The sequence below is a fragment of the Streptomyces cyaneochromogenes genome, assembly GCF_003963535.1.
In the GTDB taxonomy this organism is placed as follows: Bacteria; Actinomycetota; Actinomycetes; order Streptomycetales; family Streptomycetaceae; genus Streptomyces; species Streptomyces shaanxiensis.
The window spans coordinates 4,303,840-4,316,721 of sequence record NZ_CP034539.1 but is presented as its reverse complement, the minus strand read 5'-3'; the positions used below and the strand labels follow the sequence as shown (position 1 = coordinate 4,316,721).

Here is a 12,882-nt window from a genome sequence, read left to right as displayed (position 1 = left end):
GCTTCTACCGGTCGTGCCCCGACCCCGAGCCGCGCTGTGCGACCAGCGCGTCGCGGATCTCCTTGAGCACCTCCAGCTCGGTCACCTCGATGACCTCCTGCGCGCCCTCCTTGGCCTTGCGGCGGGCCTCCACCCGGGCCAGGTACTTCGCCATGGGCAGGACCATGAGGAAGTAGACGACGGCCGCGGTGATCACGAAGCTGAGAGCCGCGCCGAGGACCGAGCCCCACAGGATCTGGATGCCCTGCTCGCCCTCGCAGCTCGAGCTCAGGCACGAGCTGTAGTGATCGAGGTTCTTGGTGCCGATCGCCCCGACCAGCGGATTGATGATCCCCTTCACCACCGAGTTGACGATGTTGGTGAAGGCGGCACCGATGACGACCGCCACCGCCAGATCGACGACGTTCCCGCGCAGCAGGAAGGTCTTGAAGCCCTCCCAGACGCTCGGTTCCTTCTTCTCGCTCACCGCGGAGCCTCTCCTCGCATGCACAGGTTGTGGAACGAACAGCTCCGCAACCTACGGCAGGGTTGGGCCATCCTGTCCAATTGAGCCACCGGAACGAGGGGCTTGACCGGAGGTGATGCTTGATCCCGCTCAGCACAGCGTCACCGCCAACCGTGCCGTGGCACTCGCACCCGCGAGGCGCGCCGCGGTGGAACGCGGCACCGACAGCACCACCAGCGCCCCGCTGTCGGCCGCGGCGTCCAGCGGCTCCGGCACCTTCGTCACCCGTGCCCCGCGCGCGACCACCTGGGCGTCACCGCCCGTCGCCGTCTCCTGCGCGGCGATCACGTCGACCCGGTCACCGGGCCGCAGCAGCCGCACGGTCGCCCCGTCGGCGATCCGCACCGGCGCGGACACCCGCTCGACGGCCCGGTGCTGGCGTACCGGCTCCGCCACCGGATGCCCACGCGCCCTGTCGGCCTCCCGCGGGCCCGCCGCCACGAGTGCCGCCGCCGTCACGGCGAGCCCGGCCGCCACGGCCCGCCTCCGGTGCCGTACGAGTCGGCGTAGTGGATACCGCCCGCCGCGCACCCGGACCGGCTCGAAGTGCGGCACCTCGCACGTGGCCGGGGCATCCGAGCCCGGCGGAAGCGGAACGGTCGGCGAAGTAGACGAAGAAGAACTAGACGAAGAAGAAGGGGACGACGGAGCGGACGAAAAGGGGGACGACGGAGCGGACGGAAACGGGGACGACGGAGCAACGGACATGAGGACCACCACCTGCGACGACGGAACGGCTTTCGACGCCACGATGAGGCAATGCGCAGTCGTCCGCCGACGCCCGTGGACTACCGGCCGGTTGTGGAAAACTCCCCCACCCGAACGAGGAATTCCGCCCCTTGGCGGGGCCCGGAACCGACTCGGGCGCTACGGCAACGCGAACCCGGGATCCATCCCACCCAGCGCCCCGGCGCACAGACAGTCCCGATCCTCGTTCCCCGGCAGCCCCGCCACCGCGTCGAACAGCACACCCCGCAGCCGGTCCACGTTCGCCGCGAACACCCGCAGCACCTCGTCGTGCGAGACGCCCTCGCCGGTCTCGGCGCCCGCGTCGAGGTCGGTGACCAGCGCCAACGAGGTGTAGCAGAGTTCGAGTTCACGGGCGAGGGCCGCCTCGGGGTGGCCGGTCATGCCCACCACCGACCAGCCCTGCGCCTGGTGCCACAACGATTCGGCACGGGTCGAGAAGCGCGGGCCCTCTATGACCACCAGCGTGCCGCCGTCCACCGGCTCCCAGTCCCGCCCGCGCGCCGCCTTCAGCGCGGCCGCGCGTCCGGCGGGGCAGTAGGGGTCGGCCAGCGAGACGTGCACGACGTTCGGGACGGTGCCGTCGGGCAGCGGCAGCCCGTCGAAGTACGTCCCCACCCGGGACTTCGTACGGTCGACCAGCTGGTCCGGCACGAGCAGCGTGCCGGGTCCGTACTCGGGGCGCAGGCCCCCCACCGCGCACGGGCCGAGGACCTGGCGCGCGCCGAGCGAGCGCAGTGCCCAGAGGTTGGCCCGGTAGTTGATCCGGTGCGGCGGCAGATGGTGGCCGCGCCCGTGCCGGGGCAGGAAGGCGACCCGCCGGCCGGCGATCTCGCCGAGGAAGAGGGAGTCGCTGGGCGGCCCGTACGGGGTGTCCACCTGGATCTCGGTCACGTCGTCGAGGAACGCGTAGAAGCCGGAGCCGCCGATCACGCCGATTTCGACGTTCGCCTTGTTCGCCATGCCCGCACCCTAACCGCACCCGGAAACGCCGAGGACCCCGTCGCCGTATGACGACAGGGTCCCGCGAGCAGTGGGTGTTACGCGGCGGAGCTGCTGGAGGTGGTGCCCGCGCTCGACGACTTCGAGTCCGAGGACGACGAAGACGAAGAGGAGGAAGAGGAAGACGACGAGTCGGACGACGAAGAGGACGTCGACGACTTCGACGAAGCCGGCGAGCTGCTCGACGAGGAGCCGCGGCTGTCGTTGCGGTAGAAGCCGGAGCCCTTGAAGACGATGCCGACCGCGGAGAACACCTTCTTGAGGCGGCCCTGGCAGCTGGGGCACTCCGTCAGGGCGTCGTCGGTGAACTTCTGCACCGCTTCGAGACCCTCGCCGCACTCGGTGCACTGGTACTGATAGGTGGGCACTGTCTTCCTCCTGGCACTCTCACTCGATGAGTGCTAACGACGGTCAAGTGTGTCGTATTCCAGCCGCTCAGTCCACTGCCACCGGCACGCGGTGACCGACGCCACGTGCGACGGTACGGCCGCGGGGCCGCGCCGACAGCCGCGCGCGCAGCGCCACCAGGGTCGCCAGGGCGAGCAGCGTCCCGCCCATCGGCACCAGGAACCCGGCGCCGCCCCAGAAGCGGTCCTCCAGCTGTCCGGCGACCGTGACGGCGGCGGCCTGGCCGAGCGCCACCGCACCGGTGAGCCAGGTGAAGGCCTCCGTGCGGGCACCGGCCGGCACCAGGCTCTCGACCAGGGTGTACCCGGTGATCAGCGCGGGCGCGATGCACATGCCGACGAGCAGGCCGAGGCCGGCCAGGACGAGCACCGAGTGCGCGGCCCACAGGCCGGACGCGGCCAGCGCGAGGGCGGCGTACCCGATGACGAGGCGTCGCTGCGGGGCCACCTTCCACGCGATGGCGCCGCAGGCGATACCGGAGATCATGTTGCCCGCGGCGAAGGTGCCGTACAGGACGCCGTTCAGACCGGGCTCGCCGATGGACTCGGTGAAGGCGGCCAGCGAGACCTGCATGCCGCCGAAGACGGAACCGATGCCGAGGAAGGTCACGATCAGCACGCGCACGCCGGGGACGCGCAGCGCCGAGGTGTGCTCCACGCGTGCGTGCCCGACGGCCGTGACCGACGGCTGGGTGCTCTTCTGCGCGGCGAACAGCAGACCGCCCAGCAGCGTGAGCGCGGCCTCCGTCACCAGGCCGGCGGCCGGGTCGACGGCGGTGCACAGGGCGGTGGCCAGCAGCGGGCCGACGACGAAGGTCAGCTCGTCCGTGACCGACTCGAAGGCCGCGGCCGTCGTCATCAGGGGCGAGCCCTGCAGCTTCACGCCCCAGCGGGCCCGCACCATGGGCCCGATCTGCGGCACCGAGGCACCGGTCGGCACAGCCGCGGCGAACAGTGCCCACAGGGGGGCGTCGGCCAGGGCGAGTGCCGTCAGCGTCAGGCCGGACAGGACGTGCACCAGGACACCGGGAATCAGGACGGCGCGCTGCCCGTACCGGTCGGCGAGGCGGCCGCTGTAGGGCGCGAACAGTGCCATGGAGACGCCGGTGACGGCCGCGGCGGCGCCCGCCGCACCGTACGAACCGGTGGTGTGCTGCACCAGCAGCACGATGGAGATGGTCAGCATCGCGAACGGCTGGCGTGCCGCGAAGCCGGGGAGCAGGAACGTCCAGGCGCCGCGGGTGCGCAGCAGCTGTCCGTATCCCGGGCGGGAGGAGACCGACGAGTCCTTCGACGGCTCGGTGGTGACCGTGGACGCCACGGCCCGTGCCTTTCTGCCACCTGGTAGCGCGGCCCCTTCGGGTGGGGGGCGGCGCCGAGAGCTGTCCTCTTGCGCTGGACTGCGGTAGATACCGGCGCCCCGTTGAGGAAGGACGTCCCGGCCGCCATACGGTCGCGTCAGCTCTGCGTCAGGCAGAGGTGGTTTGATCTGGGTGACGCCTGCATACTACAGGGATCAGTGCCGCTCTCGCCTGTGAAAATGAGCACTACGGCGTGCTCCACCTGCGATTAATTCGTCCCGTTCGTCCCCAGCCATCCGGCCAGCTTGCCCCCGGCGGCCACGGCCCGCAGCCGGTTCTCGGCGGCGTCCCGTACCGGATCCGTGGCGACCACGAGCAGTTCGTCCCCGAGTCGCAGCACCGTCGTCGGCAGCGGAACGAACGATTTTCCGTCGCGGACGACCAGGGTGACGGCGGCCCCGGCGGGCAGCCGCAGCTCGTTGACCTCGACGCCGTGCATCTTCGAACCCTCGGGGATCCCGAAGGACAGCAGATGCCCGCGCAGCCGCTCCAGCGGCGCCGACTCGATGCCGAGGTCGGCGGCCTCGGGGCCCTGGCCGAGGTTCAGCTTGCGGCCCAGCCAGGGCAGCGTCGGGCCCTGGACCAGGGTGTAGACGACGACCAGGACGAAGACGATGTTGAAGATGGTGCGGCTGTCCCGGACGCCGCTCACCATGGGGATCGTCGCCAGGATGATGGGCACGGCGCCGCGCAGCCCGGCCCAGGACATCAGCACCTGCTCCCGCCAGGCGACCCGGAACGGCGTCAGACAGGCCACGACGCTCAGCGGGCGAGCCACCATGGTCAGCACCAGTCCGATGACGAGCGCGGGCAGGATGTCGTCGCCCAGCTCGTGCGGGGTGACCAGCAGGCCGAGCAGGACGAACATGCCGATCTGGGCGATCCAGCCGACCCCGTCGGCGAACCCGCGCGTGGCGGGCCAGTGCGGCAGCTTGGCGTTGCCCATCACCATCGCGGCGAGGTACACGGCCAGGAAGCCACTGCCGTGCGCCATCGCGCCGGCCGCGTACGCGGTGACGGCGATGGCCATGACGGCGATCGGGTAGAGACCGGAGGCGGGCAGCGCCACGTGCCTGAGCCCCCACGAGCCCAGCAGGCCCACCGTGATGCCGATGGCCGCGCCGATGGCCAGCTCCAGGGCTATCTCGCCCACCAGCGCGTACCAGTGCTCCATGGGGCCGGCCTGGGAGAACGCGACCACCAGGATGACCACGGGGGCGTCGTTGAAGCCGGACTCGGCCTCCAGGGTGCCCGTCACGCGCGCGGGCAGGGGGATCCGGCGCAGCACGGAGAAGACCGCTGCCGCGTCGGTGGAGGAGACGACCGCCCCGATGATGAGCGACTGCCGCCAGTCCAGCCCGACCAGGTAGTGCGCGCCCGCCGCCGTGATCCCCACGCTGATCCCGGTCCCGGCCAGCGCCAGCGCGGTCGCGGCCGGAAGAGCCGGCCTGATCTCCTTCCACTTCGTGCCCAGACCGCCTTCGGCGAGGATCACGACCAGCGCCGCGTAGCCGATGACCTGCGTCAGCTCGGCGTCGTCGAAGCGGATGCCGCCGATGCCGTCCTGGCCCATGAGTACGCCGATGCCCAGGTACACGAGCAGGCTGGGGAGCCCGCTGCGCGAGGAGATCCGGACCGCTGCGACGGCGACGAGCAGGACGAGCGAGCAGACGAGCAGGAGCTGGTTTAGGTCGTGGACAGTCAGCGGCCGTTCCCTTCCCTGGCCCGCGCGCACGCGCGCGTGGGCTCAACGTACATAGGACACGAAGTGGCAGTTCTCCGCACCCAACTACTTCGTTACCTTACCTAACTCTTGACGATTTCTTGACGCTCGGACAGGCATGATCGAACGTCCGTCCGCGCTGGATCGCCACTCCGCGTCAAGTGGCACCGGGCCCTGCGCCTATGGTTGCTCCAGCGCTCATTCAAAAGGACAGCCAGCCCTGCCGCTCGCGTTAGGACAGCAAGGACAGCGATGCCCCCGAATACCACCGCCTCCACGGGTCAGCAGCCCGGCAAGTCCGGCAGGAAGAAGGGGCGCAAAGCCCGTCTGTTCGTCCTCGTGCTGGCGCTGGCCCTGATCGCGGGCGTCACCGGCGGTGCCTACTGGTCCATCAGTACCGTCCGTGCCTCCTTCCCGCAGACCAAGGGCTCGATCGCGCTGGAGGGCCTGTCCGGGCCCGTCGACGTGAAGCGCGACGACTACGGCATCCCGCAGATCTACGCCTCCTCCGACGAGGACCTGTTCATGGCGCAGGGCTACGTCCAGGCGCAGGACCGGTTCTACGAGATGGACGTGCGCCGGCACATGACCTCCGGGCGCCTGTCGGAGATGTTCGGCAAGGGGCAGGTCGACAACGACGAGTTCCTGCGCACCCTGGGCTGGGACCGGATCGCGCAGGAGGAGTACGACAAGACGCTGTCGGCCTCCACCAAGAAGTACCTCCAGGCCTACGCCAAGGGCGTCAACGCCTACCTGGACGGCAAGGACAACAAGGACATCTCCCTGGAGTACGCGGCTCTCGGGTTCGAGAACGACTACAAGCCGGCGAAGTGGACCCCGGTCGACTCGATCTCCTGGCTCAAGGCGATGGCCTGGGACCTGCGCGGCAACATGCAGGACGAGATCGACCGCGCCCTGATGACCAGCCGCCTCGGCCCCAAGGAGATCGCGGACCTGTACCCGCAGTACCCCTACAGCCGCAACAAGACGATCGTCCAGGCCGGCGGGTACGACGCGGTCACCAAGACGTTCCGGCAGGGCGGCTCCGCGTCCACCGCGGGCTCGTCCGCCGGCGGCTCCGCGAGCGGTACGGCGGGGACGGCCTCCTCGTCGGGCACCAGCGGACTGCAGAGCCAGCTGGCGGGCCTCCAGGACGTCCTGGACGGCCTTCCGACGGCCGTCGGCGTGAACGGCAACGGCATCGGCTCCAACTCCTGGGTGGTCGCCGGGAAGTACACCATCACCGGCGAGCCGCTGCTGGCCAACGACCCGCACCTGTCGGCCTCGCTGCCGTCCGTCTGGTACCAGATGGGCCTGCACTGCCGCTCGGTCTCCAGCAAGTGCCAGTACGACGTCACCGGCTACACCTTCGCGGGCATGCCCGGCGTGATCATCGGCCACAACCAGAACATCTCCTGGGGCATGACCAACTCCGGCGTCGACGTCACCGACCTCTACCTGGAGAAGCTCTCCGGCGACGGCTACCTGTACGACGGCAGGACGGTGCCCTTCACCACGCGCGAGGAGACCATCAAGGTCGCCGGCGGCACGTCCAAGAAGATCGTCGTCCGGGAGACCAAGGACGGGATGCCCCTGCTGTCCGACCGCAGCAGCGAGCTGGTGAAGGTCGGCAAGAAGGCCACCGTCGACACCGCCGCCCCCGACCGCGGCGACGGCTACGGCATCGCGCTGCGCTGGACCGCGCTGGAGCCGGGCACCTCCATGGACGCCGTGTTCGCCATGAACAGGGCGGCGAACTGGAACGACTTCCGTGCCGCGGCGACCCTGTTCGACGTGCCCTCGCAGAACCTCGTCTACGCCGACACGAAGAACCACATCGGCTACACGCTGCCCGGAAAGATCCCCACGCGCGCGCAGGGCTACGACGGCTCCGTCCCGGCGCCGGGCTGGGACTCCAAGTCCCGCTGGACCGGCTACATCGACGACGACGAGCTGCCGTACGAGTACGACCCGGCCCGCGGCTACATCGTCACCGCCAACCAGGCGGTGGTCGACAAGGCCAAGTACCCGTACACGCTCACCACGGACTGGGGCTACGGCGCCCGCAGCCAGCGCATCACCGACCTGATCCAGTCGAAGATCGACGACGGCGGCAAGATCTCCACCGACGACATGCGCCAGATGCAGCTCGACAACAGCAGCGAGATCGCCAAGCTGCTCGTGCCCAAGCTGCTGAAGATCGATATCGAGGACAAGGACGTCCGGGACGCGCAGGAGCTCCTGGAGGGCTGGGACTACACCCAGGACGCCGACTCGGCGGCTGCCGCCTACTTCAACTCGGTCTGGCGCAACGTCCTCAAGCTCGCCTTCGGCAACAAGCTGCCCAAGGAGCTGCGGGTCAAGGGCCAGTGCCTGTACGTCGACCCCGTCAACACCACGGGCCCCGCGGACCAGACGGACAAGGTGCGCGAGTGCGGTGAGCGCGACGCCGACCAGGCGCAGCCGGACGGCGGCGACCGCTGGTTCGAGGTCGTGCGCAGCCTCATGAACGACGAGAAGAGCGACTGGTGGACGACGCCGAGGTCGGGCACCCGCCCCGGCGCCACCGACCGCGACAGCCTGTTCAGGCGGGCCATGATCGACGCCCGCTGGGAGCTGACGGCCAAGCTCGGCAAGGACATCGACACCTGGAGCTGGGGCCGGCTGCACCGCCTGTTCCTGAAGAACCAGACGCTCGGCACCGAGGGCCCCGGTTTCCTGCAGTACGTCCTCAACCGCGGCCCCTGGAAGCTCAGCGGCGGCGAGGGCACGGTCAACGCCACCGGCTGGAACGCCGCGGGCGGCTACGGCGTCGTCTGGGTGCCGTCGATGCGGATGGTGGTCAACCTCGGCGACCTCGACAAGTCGAAGTGGATCAACCTCACCGGCGCCTCCGGACACGCCTACAACGCCCACTACACCGACCAGACGGACAAGTGGGCCGACGGCGAACTGCTCGACTGGTCCTTCTCGGACGGCGCGGTCGACGACAGCACGGAGGACACCCTGGTGCTCAGGCCGTGACCCGCTGACGGCGAACGGCCGAAAGGGGCCCTCCACGCGCACGCGTGAGGGCCCCTTCGCATGCGGGACGCGACTCAGGAGTCCCGGAAGCGGCGCACACCCGACGGTGTCACCACCGCGTGCACCGGACGGTCGTGCGGCTCCTCGGGGACGCGCTCGACGACCTCGGAGTCGTACAGCAGCACCACGAGCGAGGCACGGGCGCCCGCACTCTCCAGACGGGCGAGGACGCGGTCGTACGACCCCCCGCCGCGTCCCAGCCGCATTCCGCGCGCGTCGACCGCGAGGCCCGGCAGCAGCACCACGTCGGCGTCGGTCACGGCGTCCGGGCCGAGGCGTTCGCCGCTCGGCTCCAAGAGGGCCATCAGCTTGCCGTGTTGGACCCGGGCGAGGGAGTCCTCCCCGGTGTACGCGCCCCAGTCGAGGTCGTTGTCGGGCAGCAGGGCCGGGAGCAGGACGCGCACGCCCCGCGCGCGCAGTGCGTCCAGCAGCGCCGGCGTGCCCGGTTCGGTGCCGACGGAGACGTACGCCGCCACCACGCGCGCGTGCGCCAGTTCGGGCAGGTCCAGGGCCCGCTCGGCCAGCGCGACGGCGGATGCCCGCACGTCATCCGCCGTCAACCTGCTTCTCACCGCGAGGAACTCTCGCCGCAACATTCGCTTGTCAGTCTCGCCCGAACGTCCGATGTGACTCACCCGTCGCTTCCGTACCCTTCCCAATGGGCTCATATGAGTTCCAAATAACCGGAGCCTCAGATTCCATACAAAGGCACCGGATAAGGTGGCGGGCATGACTCAGTCGCACCCTCGGATCAGCAAGGCTGTCATCCCCGCAGCGGGCCTAGGCACCCGCTTCCTTCCGGCCACCAAAGCCACTCCCAAGGAGATGCTGCCGGTCGTCGACAAGCCGGCGATCCAGTACGTGGTCGAAGAGGCCGTCTCCGCCGGCCTCGACGACGTCCTCATGATCACGGGCCGCAACAAGCGCCCCCTGGAGGACCACTTCGACCGCAACTACGAACTCGAGTCCGCGCTGGAGAAGAAGGGCGACGCCGAACGGCTCGCCAAGGTCCAGGAGTCCAGCGACCTGGCCACCATGCACTACGTCCGTCAGGGCGACCCCAGGGGCCTCGGTCACGCCGTCCTGTGCGCCGCCCCGCACGTCGGCGACGAGCCCTTCGCGGTCCTCCTCGGCGACGACCTGATCGACCCGCGCGACCCGCTGCTCAAGCGGATGGTCGAGGTCCAGGAGCAGCGCGGCGGCAGCGTCATCGCGCTCATGGAGGTCTCGCCCGAGCAGATCCACCTCTACGGGTGCGCGGCCGTCGACCCCACCGAGGACGGGGACGTCGTCAAGGTCCACGACCTGGTCGAGAAGCCCGCCGCGGCCGACGCGCCGTCCAACTACGCCATCATCGGCCGCTATGTCCTCGACCCGCACATCTTCGACATACTGCGCGAGACGGAGCCGGGCCGCGGCGGCGAGATCCAGCTCACAGACGCCCTCCAGCAGCTCTCGCAGGACGAGAAGGTCGGCGGCCCGGTGCACGGCGTCGTCTTCAAGGGCCGCCGCTATGACACCGGTGACCGGGGCGACTACCTGCGTGCCATTGTCAGACTCGCATGCGAACGTGAAGACCTGGGCCCGGACTTCCGGACCTGGCTTCGCAGTTACGTAGCCGAGGAGATGTAGCGCTTTGAGCACCGCCGCGACCCGCCCGGCCGACCAGGACCACCTCTGGTCGGTGGACGAACACCTGGAGGACATCCTCACGACCGTCCGCCCCCTCGAACCCATCGAGCTGCAACTCCTCGACGCCCAGGGCTGCGTCCTGGTCGAGGACGTCACGGTGCCGGTCTCGCTGCCGCCGTTCGACAACAGCTCGATGGACGGGTACGCGGTGCGGGTCGCGGATGTCGCGGGCGCGAGCGAGGAGTTCCCCGCCGTCCTGGAGGTCGTCGGGGACGTCGCGGCGGGCCAGGCCGAACTGCTCCAAGTGGGCCCCGGCCAGGCCGCCCGCATCATGACCGGTGCCCCGCTGCCGCCCGGCGCCGAGACCGTCGTTCCGGTGGAGTGGACCGACGGAGGCCTCGGCGAGGGCCCGGTGACCGGCATGCGCGCCCGCGGCCTGGCCCCCGAGGGCGCCCAGGGCGATGTGCACGTCTACCGGCCGGCCGAGGCACGCGCGCATGTGCGCGCGCAGGGCAGCGACGTGAAGTCCGGCGACCGGGCGCTCGAAGCCGGCACGGTCCTCGGGCCGCCGCAGATCGCCCTGCTCGCCGCGATCGGCCGAGGCAGCGTACGCGTGCGCCCGCGCCCGCGCGTGGTCGTGCTGTCCACCGGCAGCGAACTCGTCCAGCCCGACGAGACGCTGGGCAGCGGCCAGATCTACGACTCCAACAGCTTCGCCCTGACCGCGGCCGCCCGGGACGCGGGCGCCATCGCCTACCGCGTGGGCGCCGTCGCCGACGACGTCGAGACGCTCCGGTCCACCATCGAGGACCAACTCGTCCGCGCCGACCTCATGGTCACCACCGGCGGCGTCAGCGTCGGGGCGTACGACGTCGTCAAGGAGGCGCTGTCCCACGTCGGCGACGAGGACGAGGCGGGCAGCGGCGTCGAGTTCCGCAAGCTCGCCATGCAGCCCGGCAAGCCCCAGGGCTTCGGCTCCATCGGCCCCGACCACACCCCGCTGCTCGCGCTCCCGGGCAACCCGGTGTCGTCGTACGTCTCCTTCGAGATCTTCGTGCGCCCCGCGATCCGGACACTGATGGGCCTGGAGGACGTCCACCGTCCGCGCGTGAGCGCGACCCTGACCGCGGACAAGGCGCTGAGCTCGCCCAAGGGGCGCCGGCAGTTCCTGCGTGGGGCGTACGCCGACGGCGAGGTCCGGCCCGTCGGCGGCGCCGGATCCCACCTCATCACCGCCCTCGCGCACGCGGACGCGCTGATCGTCGTCCCCGAGGACGCGGAGAGCGTCGAGCCCGGCGCCGAGGTCGAGGTGGTCCTGCTCGGCTGAGCACCCCTGGTTGGCGGTACCGTGTCGCGCACAGCAGGCCCGTGCGCCGCACCGCGACGGGCCCGGACCGGGAGCGCCACAGCAGCATGAGCACGCAGGACCCATCCACCCAGGACCGACTCACGCACATCGACGACGCGGGCGCGGCCCGCATGGTCGACGTGTCCGACAAGGACGTGACCGCGCGCACGGCCCGCGCCAGCGGACGCGTCCTCGTCTCACCCCGCGTGGTCGAGCTGCTGCGCGGCGAGGGCGTCCCCAAGGGCGACGCCCTGGCCACCGCGCGCATCGCGGGCATCATGGGTGCCAAGCGCACGCCGGACCTGATCCCGCTGTGCCATCCGTTGTCGGTGTCCGGTGTGAAACTGGATCTGTCGGTCGCGGACGACGCCGTGGAGATCCAGGCCACCGTGAAGACCACGGACCGTACGGGCGTCGAGATGGAGGCCCTCACCGCGGTCTCCGTCGCCGCGCTCACCGTGATCGACATGGTGAAGGCGGTCGACAAGGGAGCGGTCATCACGGACGTGCGGGTGGAGCAGAAGACGGGCGGCAAGTCGGGCGACTGGAGCCGGTCATGACGTATCGCGCTCTCGTGGTCACGGCCTCCAACAGGGCTGCCGCCGGGGTCTACGAGGACAAGGGCGGCCCACTGATCGCCGAGGGCCTCAAGGGCTTCGGCCTCGAGGTCGAGGGGCCGCAGATCGTGCCCGACGGCGACCCGGTCGCGGCCGCCCTGCACGCCGGTGTCGAGGCGGGGTACGACGTCATCGTGACCACCGGAGGCACCGGCGTCTCACCCACCGACCGCACCCCCGAGGCGACCCGCGAGGTGATCGACTACGAGGTGCCGGGCATCGCGGAGGCCATCCGGGCGTTCGGACGGCAGAAGGTGCCGACCGCCGCGCTCTCCCGGGGCCTGGCCGGAGTGGCGAGGAGCACCCTGATCGTGAATCTGCCCGGTTCCAGCGGCGGGGTGAAGGACGGGCTGGCCGTCCTGGAGCCCCTGCTGGTCCACGCCGTGGACCAGATCCGCGGCGGCGACCACCCCAGACCCAGTGGGGGTGCGAGCTGAACAGCCCATCCTGGCCCGT

12 protein-coding genes are annotated in these 12,882 nt (G+C 70.5%); 5 read left to right on the top strand and 7 right to left on the bottom strand.

What is annotated here, in order from left to right; genetic code table 11:
• Positions 1-4 precede the first annotated feature (4 nt).
• The 6 genes from mscL to EJ357_RS19255 form a co-directional block, all read right to left on the bottom strand.
• On the bottom strand, positions 5-466 hold the full coding sequence (mscL, locus tag EJ357_RS19280; RefSeq protein ID WP_126392863.1) for a large conductance mechanosensitive channel protein MscL: 462 nt from the start codon (positions 464-466) through the stop codon (positions 5-7).
• A gap of 129 nt (positions 467-595) precedes the next feature.
• Complete coding sequence (locus tag EJ357_RS19275; protein WP_126392862.1) at positions 596-1,060, bottom strand: CpaB family protein; 465 nt, start codon at positions 1,058-1,060, stop codon at positions 596-598.
• A gap of 312 nt (positions 1,061-1,372) precedes the next feature.
• Positions 1,373-2,215 (bottom strand): S-methyl-5'-thioadenosine phosphorylase, encoded by an 843-nt coding sequence (locus EJ357_RS19270; protein WP_126392861.1) that lies wholly within the window; start codon positions 2,213-2,215, stop codon positions 1,373-1,375.
• A 77-nt stretch (positions 2,216-2,292) separates the two neighbouring features.
• Positions 2,293-2,622 (bottom strand): FmdB family zinc ribbon protein, encoded by a 330-nt coding sequence (locus tag EJ357_RS19265; protein ID WP_126392860.1) that lies wholly within the window; start codon positions 2,620-2,622, stop codon positions 2,293-2,295.
• Positions 2,623-2,689: 67 nt separating this feature from the next.
• The gene (locus EJ357_RS19260) at positions 2,690-3,982 is read right to left on the bottom strand and encodes an MFS transporter (protein WP_126392859.1); all 1,293 of its coding nucleotides are present in this window, start codon (positions 3,980-3,982) and stop codon (positions 2,690-2,692) included.
• Between the two features lie 248 nt (positions 3,983-4,230).
• Positions 4,231-5,757 (bottom strand): potassium/proton antiporter, encoded by a 1,527-nt coding sequence (locus EJ357_RS19255; protein ID WP_126392858.1) that lies wholly within the window; start codon positions 5,755-5,757, stop codon positions 4,231-4,233.
• A 240-nt stretch (positions 5,758-5,997) separates the two neighbouring features.
• On the opposite strand from EJ357_RS19255, the gene EJ357_RS19250 reads away from it, so the two are divergent.
• Entirely contained in the window at positions 5,998-8,769 is a 2,772-nt protein-coding gene (locus EJ357_RS19250; protein ID WP_126392857.1) for a penicillin acylase family protein, read from the top strand.
• A gap of 74 nt (positions 8,770-8,843) precedes the next feature.
• Here EJ357_RS19250 and EJ357_RS19245 read toward each other — a convergent pair whose 3' ends face one another.
• Positions 8,844-9,425 carry a 5-formyltetrahydrofolate cyclo-ligase gene (locus EJ357_RS19245; protein WP_407698498.1) on the bottom strand — a complete coding sequence of 194 codons (582 nt, stop codon included), beginning with the start codon at positions 9,423-9,425 and terminating at the stop codon, positions 8,844-8,846.
• 133 nt (positions 9,426-9,558) lie between these two features.
• On the opposite strand from EJ357_RS19245, the gene galU reads away from it, so the two are divergent.
• From galU to EJ357_RS19225, 4 genes are all read left to right on the top strand, one after another.
• The gene (galU, locus tag EJ357_RS19240) at positions 9,559-10,461 is read left to right on the top strand and encodes a UTP--glucose-1-phosphate uridylyltransferase GalU (protein ID WP_126392855.1); all 903 of its coding nucleotides are present in this window, start codon (positions 9,559-9,561) and stop codon (positions 10,459-10,461) included.
• 4 nt (positions 10,462-10,465) lie between these two features.
• Positions 10,466-11,788 carry a molybdotransferase-like divisome protein Glp gene (gene glp / locus EJ357_RS19235; RefSeq protein ID WP_126392854.1) on the top strand — a complete coding sequence of 441 codons (1,323 nt, stop codon included), beginning with the start codon at positions 10,466-10,468 and terminating at the stop codon, positions 11,786-11,788.
• Between the two features lie 86 nt (positions 11,789-11,874).
• The gene (moaC, locus tag EJ357_RS19230) at positions 11,875-12,369 is read left to right on the top strand and encodes a cyclic pyranopterin monophosphate synthase MoaC (protein WP_126392853.1); all 495 of its coding nucleotides are present in this window, start codon (positions 11,875-11,877) and stop codon (positions 12,367-12,369) included.
• Positions 12,366-12,863 carry a MogA/MoaB family molybdenum cofactor biosynthesis protein gene (locus tag EJ357_RS19225; RefSeq protein WP_126392852.1) on the top strand — a complete coding sequence of 166 codons (498 nt, stop codon included), beginning with the start codon at positions 12,366-12,368 and terminating at the stop codon, positions 12,861-12,863. Before moaC ends, EJ357_RS19225 begins: the two co-directional genes overlap by 4 nt.
• Positions 12,864-12,882 lie beyond the last annotated feature (19 nt).